The organism is uncultured Streptomyces sp. (assembly GCF_947488945.1).
Taxonomy (GTDB): Bacteria; Actinomycetota; Actinomycetes; order Streptomycetales; family Streptomycetaceae; genus Streptomyces.
In genome coordinates, this window is record NZ_CANLBS010000009.1 from 313,288 (window position 1) to 331,727 (window position 18,440).

At 73.2% G+C, this 18,440-nt stretch carries 15 protein-coding genes and 1 tRNA gene; 5 read left to right on the forward strand and 11 right to left on the reverse strand.

What is annotated here, in order from left to right; translation table 11 throughout:
• Positions 1-7: 7 nt before the first annotated feature.
• Positions 8-940 (forward strand): hydroxyacid dehydrogenase, encoded by a 933-nt coding sequence (locus Q0994_RS17500; protein WP_299535632.1) that lies wholly within the window; start codon positions 8-10, stop codon positions 938-940.
• 111 nt (positions 941-1,051) lie between these two features.
• The gene (locus Q0994_RS17505; RefSeq protein ID WP_299535634.1) at positions 1,052-1,237 is read left to right on the forward strand and encodes a hypothetical protein; all 186 of its coding nucleotides are present in this window, start codon (positions 1,052-1,054) and stop codon (positions 1,235-1,237) included.
• A 59-nt stretch (positions 1,238-1,296) separates the two neighbouring features.
• Here Q0994_RS17505 and Q0994_RS17510 read toward each other — a convergent pair whose 3' ends face one another.
• From Q0994_RS17510 to Q0994_RS17520, 3 genes are all read right to left on the reverse strand, one after another.
• On the reverse strand, positions 1,297-4,314 hold the full coding sequence (locus Q0994_RS17510; RefSeq protein ID WP_299535636.1) for a BTAD domain-containing putative transcriptional regulator: 3,018 nt from the start codon (positions 4,312-4,314) through the stop codon (positions 1,297-1,299).
• A gap of 144 nt (positions 4,315-4,458) precedes the next feature.
• A complete protein-coding gene (locus tag Q0994_RS17515) occupies positions 4,459-4,854 on the reverse strand; it encodes a hypothetical protein (RefSeq protein ID WP_299535639.1) in 396 nt (131 codons plus the stop codon).
• 278 nt (positions 4,855-5,132) lie between these two features.
• Positions 5,133-5,206 (reverse strand) — tRNA-Thr (locus Q0994_RS17520).
• A 179-nt stretch (positions 5,207-5,385) separates the two neighbouring features.
• Here Q0994_RS17520 and ugpC point away from each other — a divergent pair.
• From ugpC to Q0994_RS17535, 3 genes are all read left to right on the forward strand, one after another.
• Positions 5,386-6,522, forward strand: coding sequence for an ABC transporter ATP-binding protein (gene ugpC, locus Q0994_RS17525; RefSeq protein WP_299535641.1), 1,137 nt, complete (start codon positions 5,386-5,388; stop codon positions 6,520-6,522).
• A gap of 322 nt (positions 6,523-6,844) precedes the next feature.
• The gene (locus tag Q0994_RS17530) at positions 6,845-7,261 is read left to right on the forward strand and encodes a hypothetical protein (protein ID WP_299535644.1); all 417 of its coding nucleotides are present in this window, start codon (positions 6,845-6,847) and stop codon (positions 7,259-7,261) included.
• Positions 7,262-7,307: 46 nt separating this feature from the next.
• Entirely contained in the window at positions 7,308-8,024 is a 717-nt protein-coding gene (locus Q0994_RS17535) for a nucleotidyltransferase family protein (RefSeq protein ID WP_299535647.1), read from the forward strand.
• 200 nt (positions 8,025-8,224) lie between these two features.
• Here Q0994_RS17535 and Q0994_RS17540 read toward each other — a convergent pair whose 3' ends face one another.
• From Q0994_RS17540 to Q0994_RS17575, 8 genes are all read right to left on the reverse strand, one after another.
• Entirely contained in the window at positions 8,225-9,799 is a 1,575-nt protein-coding gene (locus tag Q0994_RS17540) for a DoxX family membrane protein (protein WP_299535649.1), read from the reverse strand.
• Between the two features lie 293 nt (positions 9,800-10,092).
• Positions 10,093-11,049 (reverse strand): 23S rRNA (guanosine(2251)-2'-O)-methyltransferase RlmB, encoded by a 957-nt coding sequence (rlmB, locus tag Q0994_RS17545; RefSeq protein ID WP_299535651.1) that lies wholly within the window; start codon positions 11,047-11,049, stop codon positions 10,093-10,095.
• A gap of 107 nt (positions 11,050-11,156) precedes the next feature.
• On the reverse strand, positions 11,157-12,557 hold the full coding sequence (gene cysS / locus Q0994_RS17550) for a cysteine--tRNA ligase (RefSeq protein WP_299535653.1): 1,401 nt from the start codon (positions 12,555-12,557) through the stop codon (positions 11,157-11,159).
• 146 nt (positions 12,558-12,703) lie between these two features.
• Positions 12,704-13,108, reverse strand: a complete 405-nt coding sequence (locus tag Q0994_RS17555) for a PPOX class F420-dependent oxidoreductase (protein WP_299535656.1) — start codon at positions 13,106-13,108, stop codon at positions 12,704-12,706.
• A 58-nt stretch (positions 13,109-13,166) separates the two neighbouring features.
• Positions 13,167-14,453, reverse strand: coding sequence for an MFS transporter (locus Q0994_RS17560; RefSeq protein ID WP_299535658.1), 1,287 nt, complete (start codon positions 14,451-14,453; stop codon positions 13,167-13,169).
• On the reverse strand, positions 14,450-16,159 hold the full coding sequence (locus tag Q0994_RS17565; protein ID WP_299535661.1) for an ABC transporter permease subunit: 1,710 nt from the start codon (positions 16,157-16,159) through the stop codon (positions 14,450-14,452). The genes Q0994_RS17560 and Q0994_RS17565 overlap by 4 nt, the downstream gene beginning before the upstream one ends.
• 5 nt (positions 16,160-16,164) lie before the next feature.
• On the reverse strand, positions 16,165-17,676 hold the full coding sequence (locus Q0994_RS17570; RefSeq protein WP_299535664.1) for an ABC transporter substrate-binding protein: 1,512 nt from the start codon (positions 17,674-17,676) through the stop codon (positions 16,165-16,167).
• Between the two features lie 57 nt (positions 17,677-17,733).
• Positions 17,734-18,384, reverse strand: coding sequence for a GNAT family N-acetyltransferase (locus tag Q0994_RS17575; RefSeq protein WP_299535666.1), 651 nt, complete (start codon positions 18,382-18,384; stop codon positions 17,734-17,736).
• Between the last annotated feature and the right edge of the window lie 56 nt (positions 18,385-18,440).

Here is an 18,440-nt window from a genome sequence, read left to right on the forward strand (position 1 = left end):
GTATCCCATGACCACCCCCACCGTCGTCGTCGCCGACCCGCTGCCGAAGCAGGTACTCGCCGGACTCGGCACGCAGTTCACGGTCCGCCGCTGCGACGGCACCGACCGCCCGGCGCTCCTCGCCGCCGTGGCCGACGCCGAAGCGCTGATCATCCGCAGCGCCACCCGCGTCGACCGCGAGGTGCTCGCCGCTGCGCCCCGGCTGCGGATCGTCGCACGGGCCGGAGTCGGCCTCGACAACGTGGACGTCGAGGCCGCCGCGGAAGCCGGCGTCCTGGTCGCCAACGCGCCCGAGTCCAACGTCGTCAGCGTCGCCGAACTCACCGTCGGTCTGATCATCTCCGCCCTGCGGAACATCCCCGCGGCCGCCGCCTCGCTGCGCGCCGGACAGTGGCGGCGCGCCGACTTCCAAGGGAGCGAGCTGGCCGGCAGGACCGTCGGCATCCTCGGCTTCGGCCGGGTCGGCCGGCTGGTCGCCCGGCGGCTCGCGGCCTTCGACATGAGGATCGAGTACCACGACCCGTACGTACTCCAGGAGGCGGCCGACCCCTGGGGCGCCCGCGCGGTGGGGCTCGGCGAACTCCTGAGCGGCGCGGACGTCCTCACCGTACATCTGCCGCTCACCGCCGGGACCCGCAACCTGATCGGCGAGAGGGAACTGCGCCTGGCCAAGCGGAACCTGCTCCTGGTCAACACCGCCCGCGGCGGCATCGTCAACGAGAAGGCCGTGGCCCTGGCCCTGGCCGAGGGCCGGATCGCCGGTGCCTGCCTCGACGTCTTCGCCGCCGAACCGTCCGTCCCCCGCGACCTGCTCGCCCTGCCCTCGCTCCTGCCCACCCCGCACATCGGGGCGAGCACGGCGGAGGCCCAGATCAGGGCCGCGGAGACGGCGGTGTCCGCGGTACGCGACATCCTGCTGCCGGTCCCCCAGCCGGTCTGAGGTACCGGTAACTTTCCGGGAATCGTTCGGGAACGGGTGGGGCGAGATTGTGTGGTGCCGGACCGAGACGGGTCGGCACCACAGGATGTCGTCAGAGCGAAAGGCACAGTAATGAGCATCAAGAAGGCCGCTGTCACGGGGTTCGCGGCGCTGGCTCTCGCCCTTGGTGCGGCAGCGGGAGCGGCGCAGGCCGAGCCGGTGCAGTGGTCCGCGACGGCGGCCGCGGGCGACCTCGCGCCCCTCGCGACGGACTCCGGCACGACCGCCGACCCGCAGTCGGAAAACGGCCCCTCCTGACGCGCACCCGGGGGCGCCGCCCGAGGGGCCGGCCGGCCGACGTGGTCCGGGCCGGCCCCTCAGGCGGCGTAACGGTCGAAGGGGATGCCCATCCGCGTGCAGAGTTCGTCGGCCTGCTCCCGGTGGACGCGGGCCGCTTCGGCGTCGCCCAGCGCGGCCTCGGCCGTGGCCAGTCCGCGCAGCGCGTGGGCCGCTTCCACCCGGAATCCGATGACCTGGGCATGGCGGTAGGCGTCCCGGTGCAGAGCGAGGGCGCGGTAGTGGCTGCCCCGGCGGCCGTGGACGTTGCCCAGGATGTTCTCCACCGCCGGCCGGCGGATGGCGGTGCCCTCGGACCTGATCAGCTCCAGCGAGCGCTCGGCGCAGTCCGTGCTCCGCCGGTGGTCGCCCAGGCGCTGGTGGATGTCCGAGGCGACGGCGAACGCCAGAGCGAGGTCCTCGGGCGTGCGTCTCTCGTCTCCGAGGCTCAGTGCCCGGGAGATGGTGGCGTGCGCCTGAGCCGTCTCGTTCAGGGAGAGCTGGGCGATGGCCAGGTCGGTCAGCGCGGTCACCCCTTCGCTCTCCGCTCCGTAGCGGCAGCTGAGCTGGACGGCCCGCTCTGCGGCCGCCGCCGCGTCCTGGTGCCGTCCGAGGTAGGAGTACACGGAACTGAGGTTGCTGTGGGCGTAGCCCTCCTGACGGCCGGCGCCTGAGCCTTGGAACAACTCCACCGCGCGTTCCAGGCATTCCTCGGCCGCCGCGAGACGGCCCAGAGAACTGTTCAGCAGGCCGAGCGAGTTGAGGCTGACCGCCATGTCGCGCCGGTCGTCCAGCTCCTCGGCGATGGCGAGCGCCTCGGCGACCGTGGCGATCCCCTCGGTGAACCGGCCCGCCTTCCACTGCGCGACCGACAGGTTGTTCAGGCAGTTGCGCAACGCCGGCAGGTTGTTCAGCCGCCGTGCGGCGGTGGCGGCGAGGGCGGCGGTCTTCTCGTACTGCGGCAGGTAGCTGCGCATGTCGAGGTAGAACACGAGATTCCGGGCGAGCGGGACGGCCTGCTCGTCGAACCCCTCCTCGGCCACCGCCTGCCGCACGAGCGCGAGCAGCGTGCTGTGTTCCCGGTCGAAGACCGCGGCCGCCTGCTTGGGCGTCATGACCGCCGGCGGCGCGGCGGACGGGGAACCCCGCAGCGGGTCGGCGCCCCGCGAAGGGAACAGGACGCGGCATGCCTCGTCCGTCACGGCCAGTCCGTGGTCGAGCAGCCGGGCGAAGGCCGCCGTCTCGTCCCCCTCGGTCGGCAGCCGCCGCGCGAACCGGCGGACCAGGTCGTGGAAGGCGTAGCGGTCCATCTCGTACTGCTCCAGGAGATGGACGTCGAGGAACTGCTCCAGCACGTCTTCCGCGTCCGCCCGCTCCAGGCCGAGCAGCGCCGCCGCCGCGGGGACGTCGAAGTCCGTGCCGGGATGGATCGCGAGCAGCCGCAGCATCGTGCGGTGCTCCACTCCCATGGCCTGGTAGGAGAGCCGCAGCGTGGCCTCGACGCTGCGGTCCCCCGAGCGCAGTTCGTCCAGGCGCCGGGACTCGTCGGCGAGCCGGTCCACCAGATAGCGCACCGTCCAGCGTGCCCGGCTGCGCAGCCGGGCCGCCGCGACGCACAGCGCCAGCGGGAGGTGCCCGCAGAGCTCGGCGAGCCGTTCCATCTCCGCCGACTCGGTCCTGGCGCGCTCCTCCCCGAGCGCGGCCCGGAGCAGAGCGAGGGAGTCGGCAGGGGGCAGAACGTCCAGGCTCACCGACTCCGAGCCGTCGAGTTCGCTCATCCGGCTGCGGCTGGTGATCAGCACGAGGCAGCCCGCCGACGCCGGGAGGAGCGGTCGGACCTGTGCCGCGTCCGCCGCGTTGTCGAGGACGAGCAGGACCCGACGGCCGGACAGGGTGGAGCGCCACAGGGCGACGCGCCCGTCCAGGTCCTCGGGAATCCGCTCGTCGGGCACGCCCAGGGTGCGCAGCAGCGCGGCGATCACGATGCCGGGGTCACGGGGCTCCTGGCTCGGTGAGAACCCGCGCAGATCGGTGTGGAGCCGCCCGTCCGGATAGGCATCCGCGAGCCGGTGCGCGGCCCGGACCACGAGGGAGGTCTTGCCGCTGCCGCCCATGCCGTCGACGGCGACGATCCGCAGCCGTCGGGTGTCGTCGGCTGTGCCGAGCAGCAGCTCCAGCTCTCGCTCACGGCCGGCGTAGCCGGTGAGGTCGTGCGGCAGCGTGCAGGGGGCCGTGTACTCGTCGGGCGCGACCGGTTCCGGACCCGACGGATTCTCGTGCCCGGCCGTACGCGGTGCGGCCTGCAGTTCGGGGCGCCCGTGCAGGATCGCCTCGTACAAGCTGCCGAGCTGCCGTCCCGGATCGACCCCCAGTTCCTCCACGAGGATTTCGCGCAGCGCGGTGTACTCGCCGAGCGCCTCCGCCTGCCGTCCCGACCGGTACAGGGCGAGCATCAGCTGCCCTCGGAAACTCTCCCGCAGCGGATGCTTGGCGACCAGCTCCATCAGGTCACCGACGAGTTCCTGGTGCTCACCAAGGTCGAGACGCAGATCGACGAGCTGGCCGACGGCGGCGAGGCGGCGCTCCTCCAGCACGGCGTAGCCGGCCGCGATGAGCGGCCCGCTGCTCTCCGCGTCGGGGGCCGGACCGCGCCACAGGTCGAGTGCCGTACGCAGCTGCTCGGCGGCCTCCGCCGTCATGCGGGCACCGAGGGCCTCGCGTGCCCGCTGCAACCGCAGGGAGAACAGGCTGATGTCCAGCTCTCCGGGCGGGATGTCCGCCCGGTAGCCGGGCCCGTCCGTGACGATCACCGCCGAGCCGCCCGGGATGCGCTGGCGCAAGTCACCGATGGCCTTGCGTACCTGGTGGGCAGCTGTGGACGGTGGGTTCTCCCCCCAGACCGCCTCGACGAGCCGGGCCACCGGCAGCATCTGGCCGGGACTGAGCAGCAGAGTCGTCAGGACACGGGGCAGTACGGACCCGCCGAGCCGCAGCCGGCGCTCGCCGACCCGGACCTCAAGCGACCCCAGCACGGCGAAACTCACCGTCGCCTGCGCCATGTCGCCTACCCGTTCCCTGGATCGCCCCGTCGCCACGGCTCCCCCACAAAGGCTCCGACGCGCACGACTCCCGCGCCTTCGAATGCCTTCCCACCTGGGGATTCACATGACGTGCACTAATGTAAGAGGCGCATTCCGGAAGGGTTAGGCCCCTCCTGAGTGACCCTTCTCACCCCTCAGTCCAGTTGACTGGCACTCCGTAAGCCCGCCGACCGGATGCCGGCCCCGGTTCCTGGCCAACCACGAGCGACGGGTACTGGACATCGTCGGCTTCGACCCACGGGGCGTCGTCGACCGCGGACACGGCTTGTCCGGGATCGTGTTCACCCGCTGCACGGAATGTGCCGCCGAGTTCCGGGCGACGTACCCCAGGCGGTGGTCATCAGGGACGACCGGGGGGAGGTCCAGGTCGGAGCGGGAAGAGATGGCGTTCGGCCGCCAGACGAATCCGTCCTCGCGGACGAGCCTGGTGTTCGTGTCCAGCAGCATGGTCCAGAAGTTGAGTTCCGGATCCTCCGCCGCGCTCTCGTCGATCGTCATGGCCGTGCCCCTGATGTGGTTGCCGATGTTCCGTAGGCCGCGAGGCGCGGCGACGCCTGGTGGGAATGGAACAACAACCAGACGGGCGCGCACCCGCCCCCGTCATCGCTCTCGGCCACCGCCGCTGCACGCCGTTGGCACGTCTGGCCACCGATCGGCCACCGATCGGCCACCGGCGGACCCATCGCGGAACCCCTGGGCTGACACACCAGTAGGGTCGAGGTCAAGAAGATCAAAAAAACCCCAGGTCACAGGCTATGCGACCTGGGGTTTCACCGAGCCCCCTGTCGGATTCGAACCGACGACCTACGCATTACAAGTGCGTTGCTCTGGCCAACTGAGCTAAGGAGGCGTGCCGGAGCAGTGTAACCAACGCGGGGGCGGGATCGAATGTGAAATTCCGGTGACGAACGCCTACTGACTTTTTCGAAACCGCGAGGTAGCGTCAGCCTCAGGTTCACCCGAGTGGACCAGACCACTCCCTACTCGGATCGTCCGGCACGTTCCTGCCGGTTGAGGAGAAGATTCAGCATGGCCAGTGTCACGTTCGACAAGGCGTCCCGCATCTACCCCGGCTCCACGAAGCCGGCCGTGGATCAGCTGGAGATCGACATCGAGGACGGCGAGTTCCTCGTCCTCGTGGGTCCCTCGGGTTGTGGAAAGTCGACCTCCCTGCGCATGCTCGCGGGTCTCGAGGACGTCAACGCCGGCGCGATCCGGATCGGTGACCGCGACGTCACCCACCTGCCGCCGAAGGACCGGGACATCGCGATGGTGTTCCAGAACTACGCGCTCTACCCGCACATGTCCGTCGCGGACAACATGGGCTTCGCGCTCAAGATCGCCGGTGTGAACAAGACCGAGATCCGGGCGAAGGTCGAAGAGGCCGCCAAGATGCTGGACCTCACCGACTACCTGGACCGCAAGCCGAAGGCGCTCTCCGGTGGTCAGCGCCAGCGTGTGGCGATGGGCCGCGCCATCGTGCGTGAGCCGCAGGTCTTCCTCATGGACGAGCCGCTGTCGAACCTCGACGCCAAGCTCCGTGTCTCCACCCGTACGCAGATCGCCTCGCTCCAGCGCCGCCTGGGCATCACGACCGTGTACGTCACCCACGACCAGGTCGAGGCCCTCACCATGGGCGACCGGGTCGCGGTCCTCAAGGACGGTCTGCTGCAGCAGGTCGACTCGCCGCGCAACATGTACGACCGCCCGGCCAACCTCTTCGTCGCCGGCTTCATCGGTTCCCCCGCGATGAACCTGATCGAGGTCCCGATCACCGACGGTGGCGTGAAGTTCGGCAACAGCGTCGTCCCGGTCTCCCGCGCGGCGCTCACCGCCGCCGCGGACCGCGGTGACCGCACCGTCACGGTCGGCATCCGCCCCGAGCACTTCGACATCGTGGAGCACGGCGGCGCCGCCGCCGGCGGGCTGACCAAGGGCTCCGCGGACGCCCCGGCCGGCCTGGCCGTCTCCGTCAACGTCGTCGAGGAGCTCGGCGCCGACGGCTTCGTCTACGGTGGCGCCGAGGTCGGTGGCGAGCACAAGGACCTGGTGGTCCGCGTCGGCGGCCGCGCCGTCCCGGAGAAGGGCACCAAGCTCCACGTCGTGCCGCGCCCGGACGAGCTGCACGTCTTCGCCACCTCCACCGGCGAGCGCCTCACCAACTGACGCCCGCCGCCCGGCGAGCGGCCCTGACGGACGCTCCCCGGACGCATGGCGCCGACGCCTTCCACGGACGGCCCCGCACCTCCGTCGTGACCCCCCGGGTCACGGCGACGGGTGCGGGGCCGTCCGCGTACGCCCCGTTCCGGAAGCGGGGACGGACCGGCCGGAGGTTTGGGACGGTTGGCGAGGTACCCCGGCAAATACCCCGGCAGGCCGGGCAATTCGCCCCGGACCGTCAACCGGATAATCGAATGGGCACCTCGAACCTTCCCCCGCGAGAGTGACGAAATGTCCCCGATTCCTCACTGACCGCTACGCTCGCTGCGTGACCCACACCGCGCGCCGAATCGGCCGAACTCTCGCTCTCGTCCTGCCCGTCGTCATGGTCCTCTCCGGGACCCTCGCGGTCACCCGCGTGCCGTGGGCGGCGCAGAACAACGAATCCCCGCTGCTGACCGCGGCCTCCACGACCCTCTCGAAGAAGGCCGTCCAGCCCCGCGCCGCGCAGGACGTCCTGCGCGACAAGCTGCTGGTGGAACTGAAGGAGAAGGACCCGGGGAAGGCCCTGACGGACCTTCAGCGGGCCGTGGAGCAGCGCCCGTCGCTGGCCCGGCACTGCATGTCGATCGCCAAGGCCCTCGGCAAGGCGGCCGTCGAGCAGTACGGCCCGACCCGCGCCCATCGCTTCTCCCGCCCGGTCTGCGACACGTCGTTCGCCTCCGGGGTCGCCCAGTTCGCCTGACCGGAACCGACCGGGCACGGGGCCGCCCACGGCATATCGTGCCCGCATGCACACGTATCCGACGCAGGCCGTCGTCCTGGCCGGTGGCCAGGGGTCGCGGCTGCGGCCTTACACCGACGACCGACCGAAGCCGATGGTCGAGATCCCGGGCACCGGGACCCCGATCATCGGCCATCAGCTTTCCTGGCTGGCCGCCGAGGGCGTCACCGACGCCGTGGTCTCGTGCGGCCATCTCGCCGAGGTGCTCCAGGAGTGGCTCGCCTCGGCCGTACTGCCCCTGAACGTCACGACCGTGGTCGAGACGGAGCCCCTGGGGCGGGGCGGCGGACTGAAGTTCGCCGCCGCCCGGCTGCCCGAACCGGAACAGCCCTGGTACGCCACCAACGGCGACATCTGGACCCGCTTCTCGCTGCGCGAGATGGCCGCCTTCCACGCCGAGCGCGACGCCACCGCCACCCTCGCGCTGGCCCGGCCGCGCATTCCGTGGGGCGCCGTGGAGACCGACGCGTTCGGCCACATCACCGACTTCATCGAGTCGCCGCCGTCCCCGTATCTGATCAACGCCGGGGTGTACGTGCTCTCGCCCGCGTTCACGGAGCTGCTGCCCGAACGGGGCGATCATGAACGCACCACCTTCCCCCGGCTCGCCCGCGAGCGCCGGCTGGCCGGGTTCCCGCTCCCCCACGGGGCGTACTGGCGGGCCATCGACACCGCGAAGGACCTCACTGAGGCCGCCAAGGAACTCAGCGCCCAGAGCGGTTGAGCCGGACGCCCCTCAACGTCCGCAGCGGCCCCCGCCCGCCGACGCACGCACGCACGGAAGGGCACGAGACGACAGAGGCACGACGACGGAGGGGCACGACGACGGAGGGGCGGTCCCCGGTGATCCGGGTACCGCCCCTCCGTGATGTTCCGACCGGTCCCTACAGCCTCCGGCCCGGTCCAGCCCGGCCACAGCCCGGTTCAGCCGAGGAGGCCGCCGATCGGGTTCTTGCCACCGCCGGAGGTGGAGCCTTCGCCTCCGGTCGTGGTGCCGCCCGTGGGGTCGGAGGAGCCGGTGTCCCCGGTGCTGCCACCGGAGTCACCGCCGGTGGAGGCCGAGCCGGACGTCGCCGGGCCCGAGCCGGTGGCCGGCGGGGGCGCCGGGGCTTCCTGCTGCTGCGGGGCCTCCTGCACGGTGCCCTGCGTGGCGGCGGGCTCCGTCCGCGCGCCGCCGGTGGACTGTCCGGAGCCCGCGGTGGCCTGCGGGGTGGCGGGCTGTTCGGCCGGGGCCGTGGCGGGCGCGGAGCGCGTCGGCTCCGGGGTGCGCTCCTGCGGGGCGCGGGAGGCGCGGCGGCCGTCGCCGCTCTCGTCGGGGAGCGGCCGGCCGGGCAGCTGGTTGACCGGGTTGTCGTTCGGCCCCGGCACGGTCACGACCTCGGTGGAGCGGACCGCCCCGCCCAGCATCGATCCGACGAGCAGCGTCAGGCCGACCACGACGGTCGCCACGACCGTGCCGCGGCGCAGCACCCGGCGGCGCAGGTCGAACAGTTCGGCGCGCGGGCCGAGCCTGCGCCACGCCTCGCTCGCCAGGCGGCCGTCGACCGAGTAGACCGGGGCGCCCGCGATGACCAGCGGGCTCCAGGCCGCCAGGAAGATGATGTCGGGGGCCTCGTAGGCGGGGACCGTCCGCCAGCTCACGGTGACCAGCAGCGCGGCCGACAGCAGTACGCCGACTCCGGCGGCGACCCGCTGCCACAGGCCGAGGACGGTGAGGACGCCGACGACCACCTGCAGGAACGCGATGGTCAGGCCCGCCCCGACCGGGTGGGAGAGCGCGAAGTCGCGCAGCGGCTCCGCCATCGCCCACGGGTGGAGCTGGTTCAGCCACTTGACCATCGAGCCGCGCTCGCCGCCGTCGAAGTAGACGGGGTCGCAGAGCTTGCCCATCCCGGCGTAGATCGAGATGAAGCCGAGGAAGACGCGGAGCGGGAGGAGCACCACGCCGAGGTTCATCCGGCGGCCCGGGTAGTAGGCGTGCCGGACCGAGTCGGCCGAGCGGCGCTCGCGGGCCTCGGAGTCGTCGGCCGCCTCGGTCTCCTCGGCGTCGTAGTCGTCGCCGTGGAGGTCGTCGTACGCGCCGACGGCCCGCCGCATCGGGGGCAGCAGCGGGCCGGGCCCGCCGGGCTGTTTCGGGGCGGTCAGCACCGGGTTGGGCTGGGTCTCGTCGAGGCGCGGGATGACCTGGGTGGCGCCGGCGGCGTACGGCTCGGCGGAGGAGTTCCGCACCGCCTGGAGCAGGCCGCTCGCCCCGGGGTCGCCCGGCTCCGACCGGCCGCTCCACACGACGGGCGCCCGTCGGCGGCCGGGAGCTCCGGCCATGGCCGGGATGCGGGCGCCGGCCGGCGCGGCACCGCGCAGCCGTGCGCGCTGACCCGGGGGAAGCTGCACCCGGAAGCTGGCGTGGTTGACGATGACCTGCGCGGGGTCGCTGTCCACCTTGGTCATGCTCAGGGCGGGTTGGTCGTCGAACCGAGGCGTTCTGGTGTCCACACTCATCTAACCGAGTGACGTGTGGTTAGGACACTGCTTGACCGGCACTCTGTGTCCGAGACCCGTCAACACCTTCCGGACTCACTCGTTCCGCATACCCGGGAGGCGCGGTTCCCCGACGTCGTACGCCGGGCGGCCGATTGCGTTCCGGCAGGTGGGGCCGGTTCGCGCCGGGTTCTGGGCGACAACGGCCGCCACCCTTCGCGGTGGTCGCGGTACCGGCGGACGGTGTCCGGCAACGCGCCGACGGGTGCCGGAGCGAGGTGCTCCGGCGCCCGTCGGCGTGCGTGCGGGGGTGGTCAGCCGCGGCGGCGGGCCACCTCGTAGAGCACAATGCCCGCGGCGACGCCGGCGTTCAGCGACTCGGCGCCACCCGGCATGGAGATCCGTACCCGGTAGTCGCAGGTCTCGCCGACGAGGCGGCCGAGGCCCTTGCCCTCGCTGCCGATGACGATGACGACGGGGCCGCCCAGTTCCGGCAGGTCCTCGACCGTGTGCTCGCCGTCCGCGGCGAGGCCCACGACCGTGAGGCCGGCCTTCTGGTAGCCCTCCAGCGCGCGGGTCAGGTTGGTGACCCGCGAGACCGGGGTGCGGGCGGCGGTGCCGGCCGACGACTTCCAGGCGCCCGCGGTCATGCCGGCGGCCCGGCGCTCGGGGACGACCACGCCGTGCCCGCCGAACGCGGAGACGGAGCGGACGATGGCGCCCAGGTTCCGCGGGTCGGTGACCCCGTCCAGGGCCACGATGAGCGGGTCCTCGTTGTTGTCGTACGCGGCGGCGGTGAGGTCCTCGGGGTGCGCGTACTCGTACGGCGGGACCTGGAGGACGAGGCCCTGGTGGTTCAGGCCGTTGGTCATCCGGTCCAGCTCGGGGCGGGGGGCCTCCATCAGGTTGATGTTGCCGCGCTCGCCCGCGAGCTTGAGCGCGTCACGGACCCGCTCGTCGTTGTCGATGTACTGCTGCACGTAGAGCGTCACGGCCGGCACGCCGTCGCGCAGGGCCTCGTAGACCGGGTTGCGGCCGACGACCATCTCCGAGGTGCCCTTGACGCCGCCGCGGCGCGGGGCGGGACGGCGGGCCGCGGCCTGCTTCGCCTGCGCGTTGGCCACGCGGTTCTTCTTGTGTCCCTTGCGGGCGGAGGCGGGCGGCGTCGGTCCCTTGCCTTCGAGACCACGGCGTCGCTGACCACCGCTGCCGACCTGCATGCCCTTCTTGTTGGACGTGCGGCGGTTCCTGCGCTGGCTGTTCCCGGCCATGACCTACCTGTTTCGTTGCTTCAGACGTGCTTCTACAAGTGAAAGTGTGCCGCCCGGAGGTCCGGGCGGCACATTCGCGCCGGTGGGGCGCGTGATCCTCAGGGTGCTCAGCGCGGTCCCAGCGTCCAGCGGGGGCCGGTCGGGCTGTCCTCGATGACCAGTCCGGACTGGTTGAGCTGGTCCCGGATGGCGTCCGCCGCGGCCCAGTCCTTGCGCTCGCGCGCCGACTGCCGCTGGTCGAGCACCAGCCGTACGAGGGTGTCCACGACGCCGTGCAGATCCTCGCCCCGGTCGCTCTCCCCCGCCCACTGCGGGTCGAGCGGATCCAGGCCGAGTACCCCGAGCATCGCACGGACCTCGGCGAGGCGGGCGACCGCGGCCTCCTTGTCGTCGGCCGCGAGCGCGGAATTGCCCTGCCGGACGGTGGTGTGGACGATCGCGAGCGCCTGCGGGACGCCCAAGTCGTCGTCCATCGCCTCGGCGAAGGCGGGCGGCACCTCGGTGGCGGGCGGGACGGTCTCGCCCGCCTTCTCGGTGACGCGCTGCACGAAGCCCTCGATGCGGGCGAAGGCGGACTCCGCCTCCCGCAGGGACTCCTCGCTGTACTCGATCATGGAGCGGTAGTGCGGGGTGCCGAGGTAGTAGCGCAGCACGATCGGGCGCCACGCCTTGACCATCTCGCTGACCAGAACCGAGTTGCCGAGCGACTTCGACATCTTCTCGCCGGACATGGTGACCCAGCCGTTGTGCACCCAGTACTTCGCGAACTCGTCGCCGTAGGCCTTGGCCTGCGCGATCTCGTTCTCGTGGTGCGGGAAGATCAGGTCGATCCCGCCGCCGTGGATGTCGAAGGCGGTGCCCAAGTACTTGTGCGCCATGGCGGAGCACTCCAGGTGCCAGCCCGGCCTGCCGCGGCCCCACGGGGTCTCCCAGCTCGGCTCGCCCGGCTTGGCGGACTTCCACATCGCGAAGTCGCGCGGGTCGCGCTTGCCGGTCTCACCCTCCCCGGACGGCTGGCGCAGGTCGTCCAGGTCCTGGTTGGAGAGCTCGAGGTAGCCGGGGAACGAGCGCACGTCGAAGTAGACGTTGCCCTGGGACTCGTAGGCGTGGCCGCGCTCGATGAGCCCGCGCATCATCTCGACCATCTCGGTCACGTGTCCGGTGGCGCGCGGCTCGTACGACGGAGGGAGGCAGCCGAGCGCGTCGTAGCCGTTGTTGAACGCGCGCTCGTTCTCGTACCCGATCGACCACCAGGGGCGGTTCTGCTCCGCCGACTTCTTGATGATCTTGTCGTCGATGTCCGTGACGTTGCGGACGAAGGTCACGTCGTACCCGCGGTACTCGAACCAGCGGCGCATGATGTCGAAGTTCAGACCGGACCGGATGTGCCCGATGTGCGGGGCCGCCTGCACCGTGGCGCCGCAGAGGTAGATCGAGACACAGCCCGCGGTGAGCGGGACGAAGTCACGGATCTGCCGGGCGCTGGTGTCGTACAGGCGAATAGTCACCCCTCAAGGGTAGTAGGCCCGCACCAGTGCCCCGCGACTCCTGCGGAATCGCGGGGCGATTTTCTGCGCCGGTGTCCGGACGGCTGTGCGCATGCACGCGTCCGGCGGGGCCCGGAAAGCGCTCCGGCGCTTCCCGGAGCCCGGTCTCAGACGCCGCCGACGACCTTGCGCGGGGTGATCCGGACGACGACCCGCTCGCCGTCCTGCGCGGAAGCCGGGTTGAACTCCGCGTACGGCTTGCCGGTGTACTTCACCGACAGCTCGTCGATCAGCTCCTGGCCGCCCTCCGTGGTCAGCGCCGCCTCGCCCCTGATCTCGGCGTACTGGTACGGGGAGTCGAAGGGCTGCACCAGCACGGTGACGCGGGGGTCGCGGCGCAGGTTCTTCTCCTTGCGGCGGCCGGCGGTGGTGGAGATCAGGACGTCGTCGCCGTCCCGCTTCACCCAGACCGGGGACACCTGGGGGCTCCCGTCGGGCTGGATGGTGGCGATGTTGACGAAGACGGGGCCGTCCAGCAGGTTCTTGAGCGCGTCGGAGAGTGCGGCGGTCATGGGGTACGTCCTCCAGGGGCTGCGGATGTAACCGGGCTCACGGTGGTACGGATCACTCCTACCCCGGAACGCCACGCCCCCGCCCGGTATTTCGGCGGCCGGGCCGCCCGGTGTTCCGAACGCGCCGCCCCGGCAGGGTGAGCGCCAGCGCGGCGCCCGCGAGCGGCACCGCTGCCGCCGCGGTCCAGAGGACCGGTCCCGGCGCGCCCAGCAGCGCGCCGCTCGCGGCGCTGCCGCCGAGCACCAGCAGCCCGGAGACCGACGACATCGCCCCGGTCGCCAGCCCCAGCCGCCGGTCGTCGACCAGATCGGGCACCAGCCCTCGGGCGGCGGGCACCAGCAGCATCTGTCCGAGGGTCAGCAGCACCACGAGCGCCGCCGCCGGCAGCAGCCCGCCGGGGCCGCCCGGTGTCACCGGCACGGCGGCGAACCCGGTGGCGACCACCGTCAGCCCGGTGACGAGCGCGGTCCGCGGGGCGAGCCGGTACGCCGACCAGCGGGTCAGCGGCACCTGCACCAGGACGACCAGCAGTGAGGAGAGCGCGAACAGCCAGCCGATGGCCGCCTGCGAGCCGGTGACCCGCTCGACCTCGGCCGGCAGCGACAGATAGAGCTGGTTGTAGGCGACCAGATAGCCGGCGTACGCGAGGCAGAGCACCAGGAACGGCCCGTTGCCGAACACCTCCCGCCAGGCGCGCGCATCCGGCGCGGGGCGGGCGGCCCGGGGGCGGTGGGGCATCAGCCGGGCGTGACCGGCGAAGACCGCGACGAAGACCGCCGCCCCGGCCAGGCAGGCGGCCAGGAAGCCGCCGTCCAGCAGGAGCAGCAGACTGCCCAGCAGCGGGCCGGTGAACGCGCCGGCCTGCCCGGCGGCGGAGAACACGGCGAGAACCCCGGCGCGCGGCGCCCCGGTGTCCCGCTCGTGGCGCACCGCCTCGCGGGCGGCCTCGGACTCGACGGCGGGCGAGAAGAGCGCGGCCGCGAACCCGATGAGCAGCACGGCGGCGACCACCGTGACGGTCGATCCGGCGAACGCGAGCCACCCGAACCCGGCGACCCGCAGCACGCAGCCGGTCAGCACCACGGGCCGGGGTCCGAAGCGGTCCGTCAGCGCCCCGCCGACCACGAAGAGGCCCTGCTGGCTGAAGGTGCGCAGCCCCAGCACCAGTCCGACCAGCCAGCCGGCCATGCCGAGGCCGCTGCCCAGATGGGTGGCGAGATAGGGCAGCACGGCGTAGAAGCCGACGTTGAAGGCGAGCTGGGTGGAGGCGAGCAGGCGCAGATAGGGCGTGAGAGGCGCACGCGCCGGGCGTACGGCGGCCTGGGCGGCGTCCGTGCGGCTCACCGGGCGCGTCCCCGTACCGCCGCCGAGGTCAGTACCGCGAGCGCGCCGAGGACGGCGAGCGCCGCGGCGGGGGCGAGGACCGCCCACGGGGCACGCTCGGCGTACGCCATGTTCTCGGAGAGCATGGCGCCCCACTCCGGCTCGGGCGGCTGCCCGCCGAGGCCGAGGAAGCCCAGGGAGGCCAGCGCGAGCGCGATCGCGGGGATCCGCAGCACGGCGTGGCGCACGACCGGCGGCAGGACGCCCGGCAGCACGTGGCGGCGCAGCAGGTGCCACCGGCCGGCGCCGAGGGCGACGGCGGCCGAGACGTGCGGGGCGGCGCGCTCCTGCTCGTACAGGGAGGAGGTGTGGGCGGCCAGCGGGGCCCAGGCGACGGCGGCGACGGCGAGGGCGGCCCCCCACGCGCCGGGGCCGGCGATCCCGGCGACCACCAGTCCGGCGAGTACGGCGGGGAGCGCGTTGGCGGTCTCGGTGAGCGCTCCGGCGCGGGCCACGCCGAGCAGCAGACCGAGCAGCAGGGTGGCGGCGGAGACGGCGAGCGCGGTGAGCACGGTGCGCGTCGCGCCGTGGCCGAGCCGGGCGAGCAGGTCCCGGCCGAGCGAGTCGGTGCCCAGCGGGTGGGCGGCGGAGGGGCCGAGCAGCCGGGCCGCTGCGTCGGCGTGCAGCGGGTCGCGCAGCAACCCGGCCACGGTCACCGCGACGAAGAGCGCGCCGAGCGCGCACGCGGCGACGGCGAGCAGCCGCCGTGAGGCCGGACGCGGCGCCACCAGGCCGGGCAGCGCCGCGTCCGCGAGCGCGGGGCCGAGCAGCAGCCGGGACCCGGCGCGGGCGGCGGGCCCGGCGAGCGCGCCGAGGAGCAGCAGCACCAGGACGCAGGCCTGCAGCACCGGCAGGTCCTGGGCGAGGGCGGCGGACAGGGCGGTGGAACCGAGGCCGGGGATGGTGAACAGGGTCTCGACGGCCACCGCGCCGCCGGTGAGCCCGACGACGACCAGGCCGAGCTGGGGCAGCAGACCTGGCAGGGTGCGGCGCAGGGCGTGCCGGGCGACGCGCCCGGCCGGTATCCCGCCGGCCTGCGCGACCCGTGCCCAGGGCTCCGCGAACGCGCCGGGCAGGGCGTCGTCCAGCAGGCGGCCGAGCAGCGCGCCCGCGGGGAGGCCCAGGGCGACCGCGGGCAGCACCAGGTGGTCCGGGCCGCCCCAGCCGATCGCCGGGAACCAGCCGAGCCGGACCGCGAGGACCGCCGCCAGCACGGCGGCCAGCAGGAACTCCGGCAGCGCGGCCAGCACCGCCGCGCCGACCCCGGCGCGGGCGGCCGCGGGCCGGTGCAGGGATCCCCGGCGCAGAGTGGTGGCGCTCAGCGCGAAGGCCAGGACGAGGGCGACGGCCAGCGAGACGCCCATCAGGGTCAGCGAGACGCCGAGCGCGGAGACGACGTCGGGTCCGACCGGCTGCCCGGACACCCAGGACTCACCGAGGTCGCCGCGCAGCACGCCCCCCAGCCAGCCGCCCAGGACGTGCGGCGGGCCGCCGTCCAGGCCGGTCTCGGCCCGGATGGCGTCCAGGGTCTCCGGGGTGGGTTCCCGGTCCGCGTAGCGGGCGTGCAGCAGCGTCAGCGCCGGGTCGGTGCGGGTCAGCCAGGGCAGCAGCCCGACGAGGCACACCACCGCGAGCAGCGTGCAGAGCCGCCCGGCCGCCCGTGCCACGGCGGTCAGCGGACGCGGGTGTCGGCGGTGATCAGGGTCCGTTCCATCGGGTCGAGGGCGACGCCGTCGACCCGGTCGCCGTCGTACCCCTGCACGAACCGCTCGTGGACGAGCGGGACGAGCGCGTCGGTGCCGAGGATCGCCGCCTCGGCCTTCATCACGGCCGCGTGGCGCGCGTCGGTGTCCGTGAGCGAGGCGGCCTCGTCCACGGCGGCGTCGACCTTCCGGTCGCACAGCTGGGAGATGGCGAAGCTGCCGTCGCAGGTGAAGTCGGAGGCGAGGTAGGAGACCGGGTCGGCGGTGTCCAGCAGGGTGTTGCGGGCCTGGATGAAGGCGTCGTACTTCCCCGCCAGCGCGTCCGCCTCCAGCTGGGCGTAGTCGCGCACCACCTGCTTGACGGTGAAGCCGCGCTTCTCCAACTGCTGCTGGACCAGGGTGGCGACCTCGGGCAGCTCGGGGCGGTTGGTGTAGGTGGCGAGGGTGATCTGCCCCGTCTTCGCCACCTCTGCGGGCGGCGCGGCGGCGGTACGGCCGGTGGGTGCGGTGCGCCGGTCGGCGGCCCACGGGACACCGGGGCCGAGGAGGCCCTGCGCGGTGTCGGCGCGGCCCTCGTACACGCCGCCCACCAGCGCCTTCGAGTCGACGGCCGCGCGCGCGGCGGCGCGCATCGCGGGGTCGGCGAAGACGCCGTGGGCCGTGTTCAGCGACATGCCGTTGGTCCGGGCGGAGGGGAAGGAGTGGACCAGGTCGTCGCCGAGGAGGGACGCCTGGGAGACGGGGACGTACTCCGCGACGTCCACGGCATCGGTGCGCAGCGCGTTGGCGCGGGCGGTGCCGTCGGCCGCGAAGGTCACGTCGACGCCGGGCGCCGCGGCCTTCTCGCCCCAGTAGCGGTCGTTGCGCTCCAGGGTGGCGCTGACCGCGCCATCGACCTTGCTGAGGGTGAAGGGCCCGGTGGCGTGACCGACGGGGTCCGCCCTGCCGTCCCGGTAGGCCGCTGCGGACAGGACCGACAGGGAGGGGTTGGCCAGCCGCTGGGGCAGCAGCGGGTCGGGGTCCCCGGTGACGATCCGTACGGTCCCGTCGGCCTGCGCCGTGGCGGTCAGCCGGGTGTCGGAGAGGACCCGGGGCAGCGGCGAGGCCTTCGCCGCGGCGGTGAGGGAGCGGGCGACCGCGGTCGCGTCGACCTCGGTGCCGTCCTGGAACCGCGCGTCGCGGAGGGTGAAGGTCCAGGTGCGGTCGTCGTCCTGCTTCCAGGACGCCGCCAGCGAGGGCTCGGCGTCGCCGTTCGCGCCGAGGGTGGTGAGTCCCTCGACCACCGCGAGGCGGCTGAGGGTCACGGCGTCGTCGCCGTAGGGCGACATGGCCTGGGCGGGCGGGAAGGCCATGACGACCCGGACGCGCCCGCCTTCGGCGGACGAGCCGCCGCCGTCCGAGGAGCAGGCGGCGGCGAGCGGGACGAGCAGGACCGCCGTGGCGAGGGCCAGGGGCAGCGGGCGGCGTCGGGGCGTGGGCATGGCAGCGACCTTATATGAAAACGATTGTCATTTAAAAATGCGGCCGGAACCGGGCGGTCAGCCGGCGGGAGGCACGTCGCCGGACACCGGCCCCGGCAGGGGCAGTTCGAAGTGGATGATGCCCTGGCCGCCGCCCGGGAACGCCCGCTCGTCGCAGACCTCGACCGCCAGCGACCGCCAGAACGGCTCCGCGCCGGGCACCGCGGGGTCGGTGTGCAGATACAGCGAGGTGTAGCCGCCCGCCGCGGCCGCGAAGGCGCTCAGCTCGCGGACCAGCCGACGGGCCAGCCCGTGCCGGCGGTGCTCGGGCCGCACGTAGACGCGGCAGAGCTGCGCCGTGGAGCCGGAGGGGAAACGGTCCGCGACCCACCGCGGGTTGGGCGGCGCCTGCGGACCCCGGTCGCGCACCGCGCCCGTCGCCACGATCCCGCCGCCGTGCTCGACCACCAGCAGGGTGCAGCGGGCGGGCCGCAGATAGGCGGCCTCGGGGTCGATGATGTCGGCGTGCCAGCGCGGTACGTAGCCGGAAGCGAGGTCCCGGTAGACCGTGTCGAGCATGACGGCACGGGCGCCGCCGACGTCCTCGACGGTCGCGGTACGCAGCACGTAACCGTCGCCCCGGACCGCCGCGCCCGCGTCCCGCACACCGTGACCGGCACGGCCGGTCGCGCTCGTCCTGCCCACCGGCATCGTGGTCGCGCTCGCCACCGGCCCCTCGCTCTCACCTCGTGCGGCGCACCGGCGCTCGGCCCGCGCGCCGGGTC

What these genes read in the sequence shown, in the direction of transcription:
- Q0994_RS17500 (WP_299535632.1), top strand. Translation starts at nt 8, where the DNA reads ATGACCACCCCCACCGTCGTCGTCGCCGACCCGCTGCCGAAGCAGGTA.
- Q0994_RS17505 (WP_299535634.1), top strand. Translation starts at nt 1,052, where the DNA reads ATGAGCATCAAGAAGGCCGCTGTCACGGGGTTCGCGGCGCTGGCTCTC.
- Q0994_RS17510 (WP_299535636.1), bottom strand. Translation starts at nt 4,314, where the DNA reads ATGGCGCAGGCGACGGTGAGTTTCGCCGTGCTGGGGTCGCTTGAGGTC.
- Q0994_RS17515 (WP_299535639.1), bottom strand. Translation starts at nt 4,854, where the DNA reads ATGACGATCGACGAGAGCGCGGCGGAGGATCCGGAACTCAACTTCTGG.
- ugpC (WP_299535641.1), top strand. Translation starts at nt 5,386, where the DNA reads ATGGCCAGTGTCACGTTCGACAAGGCGTCCCGCATCTACCCCGGCTCC.
- Q0994_RS17535 (WP_299535647.1), top strand. Translation starts at nt 7,308, where the DNA reads ATGCACACGTATCCGACGCAGGCCGTCGTCCTGGCCGGTGGCCAGGGG.
- Q0994_RS17540 (WP_299535649.1), bottom strand. Translation starts at nt 9,799, where the DNA reads ATGAGTGTGGACACCAGAACGCCTCGGTTCGACGACCAACCCGCCCTG.
- rlmB (WP_299535651.1), bottom strand. Translation starts at nt 11,049, where the DNA reads ATGGCCGGGAACAGCCAGCGCAGGAACCGCCGCACGTCCAACAAGAAG.
- Q0994_RS17555 (WP_299535656.1), bottom strand. Translation starts at nt 13,108, where the DNA reads ATGACCGCCGCACTCTCCGACGCGCTCAAGAACCTGCTGGACGGCCCC.
- Q0994_RS17570 (WP_299535664.1), bottom strand. Translation starts at nt 17,676, where the DNA reads ATGCCCACGCCCCGACGCCGCCCGCTGCCCCTGGCCCTCGCCACGGCG.